The sequence below is a fragment of the Flavobacterium sp. genome (assembly GCF_044368995.1).
Lineage (GTDB): Bacteria > Bacteroidota > Bacteroidia > Flavobacteriales > Flavobacteriaceae > Flavobacterium.
In genome coordinates, this window is sequence record NZ_JBIPMS010000155.1 from 1 (window position 1) to 3,261 (window position 3,261).

2 protein-coding genes and 1 pseudogene are annotated in these 3,261 nt (G+C 32.0%); 1 reads left to right on the top strand and 2 read right to left on the bottom strand.

Going from position 1 to position 3,261, the window contains the following annotated elements; genetic code table 11:
* A pseudogene (locus tag ACIQ2I_RS08675) lies at nt 1–1,188 on the bottom strand (hypothetical protein); the annotation flags it as partial.
* 77 nt (nt 1,189–1,265) lie between these two features.
* Entirely contained in the window at nt 1,266–2,012 is a 747-nt protein-coding gene (fabG, locus tag ACIQ2I_RS08680; protein WP_396182019.1) for a 3-oxoacyl-[acyl-carrier-protein] reductase, read from the bottom strand.
* A gap of 134 nt (nt 2,013–2,146) precedes the next feature.
* Here fabG and ACIQ2I_RS08685 point away from each other — a divergent pair.
* On the top strand, nt 2,147–3,261 hold a 1,115-nt coding region (locus ACIQ2I_RS08685), incomplete at its 3' end, for a cytochrome-c peroxidase (RefSeq protein WP_396182020.1).

Genomic DNA, 3,261 nt, shown 5'->3' on the forward strand with positions numbered 1-3,261 from the left:
GGATACAAATGAAGGGGAGAAATCTTCTTTTTTATTCGTTAATTTAAAAACCAAATCGGATTGCATTTGATTTAAAAAATTAAAATCAGTTGCCATTCCGGTTACAATAAATGTGTTTGTTTTTAAATTTTTATTTACTTCAAATACTTTTCTAAACGAAGCTGTTGGCTGGTATAAAATTAATACATTATATTTTTGTAAATCATTAATTGAATTGGTTTTAATAATTGTTACCTTACGTTGTGCGTTAGATTCTATAGCGCGTTTAAATGCGCCTAAATCTGGATGAGAAATGTCTGAAATAATTGCAATTTCTTTTTTCTGATCTAATACTTCAACTGCAAAGTTTTTACTATTATTATAAGTGTTTTTTTCTTTAATAGAGGAAGAAAGTACTGCTTTGTATTTTTGTAATCCTACTCTATCCGCTTCTAATAAAATTTGCACCGATTGTACTTTGCTTTTTTTATCGAAATTTACCGCTTGACTAATAACTTTTTTGCCGTTTTTTTCGATAGAAAAAGTTGTTGAAACAGACTTATTTCCGTTGTATTGCAAGAAGACTTCTACTGGGAACTTATTCTTTAAAAAGGCGTATTTATTCGCGTTAAGCTGATTAATTTTCAAATCAAAAGTAGCTGTTGTGTCGCCCAAAACAACCGGAAAAACAGTAGTTGATTCTTGAAAACTATACACATAATCATTTCCAATTGTCTGGTTACCATCTGTTAACAACACAACAGGGTAAAAAGTATTTTTATTTAATTGCTTTAAATTGTTTGCAACATCATCTATATTCGATTGGTTTCCTTTAAAATCTAAAGACTTTCCAGCAATAAATGTATCATCAAAAGTATAACTTTGAATTTCAAATTTTTCTTTTAATGCCGAATTCGAATTTAGTTTTTCAAATAATTTCAGCGCCACAGCATTGGCTTTTAATTCTGATATAGAGCGAGAATTATCGGCAACAATTGCAAGTTGAATTTTATTGGTTTCAATTATTTTTCTTGAAACCACAGGATTAATCAACAACAAAAGCAACGAAAAAACCGATATAAAACGCAAAAAAGCCAATAACCAATTTATTTTATTTTGGTTATCGACTTTAAATAAATATTGATAAAACGCAACAGCTCCAGAAATAATTACCGAAAGTAGTATTAAAAGGATTGTGCTAGTTGTCATAAATATTTAAGTGATTTGTAATTAGTGATAAGTGAAGAGGAATAGACTAATTGCTATTTACTTATCACTAGTTACTTTTATGTTAGCATTCCCCCATCTACATTAATAACTTGTCCTGTTACATAGGCACTCATATCTGAACTTAAGAATACGCATACATTTGCAACGTCTTCTGGAGTTCCACCACGCTTTAATGGAATAGATTCTCTCCAACCTTTCACCACATCTTCGTTTAGTTTTGCAGTCATTTCCGTTTCAATAAAACCAGGTGCTATAGCATTGCATCTGATATTTCTTGAACCCAATTCTAATGCGATAGATTTAGTAAAACCAATCATACCTGCTTTAGAGGCTGCATAATTTGCTTGACCTGCATTTCCTTTTACTCCTACCACACTACTCATATTTACAATAGAACCTGCACGGTTTTTAAGCATTACTTTTTGTACCGCTTTAGTCATATTAAATACCGATTTTAAATTGATATTCATTACCGCATCAAAATCTTCTTCAGACATACGCATTAACAAATTATCTTTTGTAATCCCGGCGTTGTTTATTAAAATGTCGATATTTCCAAAATCAGCCATTACGTCATCTACTAATTTTTGTGCTTCGTTAAAATCTGCAGCATTCGATTTGTATCCTTTAGATTTTATTCCTAAAGCATTTAATTCGTTTTCTAATGTTAATGCCGATTCTGCAGAAGAACTATATGTAAAGGCAACATTTGCTCCGTTTTGAGCAAAAACTTTAGCAATTCCGCTTCCAATTCCTCTACTTGCACCAGTAATAATGGCTACTTTTCCTTCTAATAATTTCATACTATTTTATTTAAATGATATACGTTCTTATAAAAGTCAAATATAATAATAATTTAAAGTAATAAAAACTTCTTTTACATTAAACCTTTTTGTTTATTTTTGGTCTAAACAGAATTAACCAAAACAAAAAGCCTATGAAAGCCTTCAAAATCTTACCCTTTTTAGCAATTGCTTTTTCAGTTATGTCTTGTAATGACAATAGCGAAGACGATTACACTGCTATTACTGAAACCTATCCTGCTGTTTTAGCAGAATTTGGTAGTTCCGTGGATTTAAATAATTTAGCCAATTATGCGAACCAAACCGTTCCAGCCTACATTACTAAAGACAATAGTGCCTTAAATCCTATTTCAAATAAAGGCGCTACTTTAGGAAGAGTTTTATTTTACGATAAAAAATTATCCTCGAATAATACGATTTCTTGTTCAAGCTGTCACAAACAAGCAGTAGCTTTTGGAGATGATTCTGTTGCGAGTACAGGAGTTAATGGAACCACTGGACGTCATTCTATGCGATTAATCAATACACGATTTGCTGTAGAGTCTAAATTCTTTTGGGACGAACGTGCTGCAACTTTAGAAATCCAAACCACTATGCCTATCAAAGACCACGGAGAAATGGGATTTAGTGGCACTAATGGCGATTTAAATTTTAACGCTTTAATTACAAAATTAAGTGCTGTAAATTATTACAAAGAGTTATTTAAATTTGTATATGGTTCTGAAGAAATTACGGAAACTAAAATTCAATTTGCTTTAGCACAATTTATTAGAAGTATTCAATCGTTCGATTCAAAATACGATATTGGAAGAGCAGCTGCACCAAATGATGGAGCCAATTTTGCGAATTTCACAACCCAAGAAAATCAAGGAAAAAATTTGTTTTTAACGGCTCCAACATTTAATGCTTCTGGTGTCAGAACTGCTGGAGGTTTAGGATGTGCGGGCTGCCATGCCGCACCAGAATTTGACATTGATCCTAACACAAGAAACAATGGAATAATTGGAAGTATTAATAACACCGGAATTGATATTACAAACACCAGAGCACCTTCGTTACGTGATTTAGTTAAAGTAGATGGCACTACTAACGGACAAATGATGCATACAGGAGTGATTACTTCACTTCAACAAGCCATTGGTCATTATGGTACAATAAATATTGCACCCGGAAATAACAATTTAGATCCAAGATTAATGCCTGGAGGTGTTGGACAACAATTAAATTTAACCGCAACAGAAGTAAATGC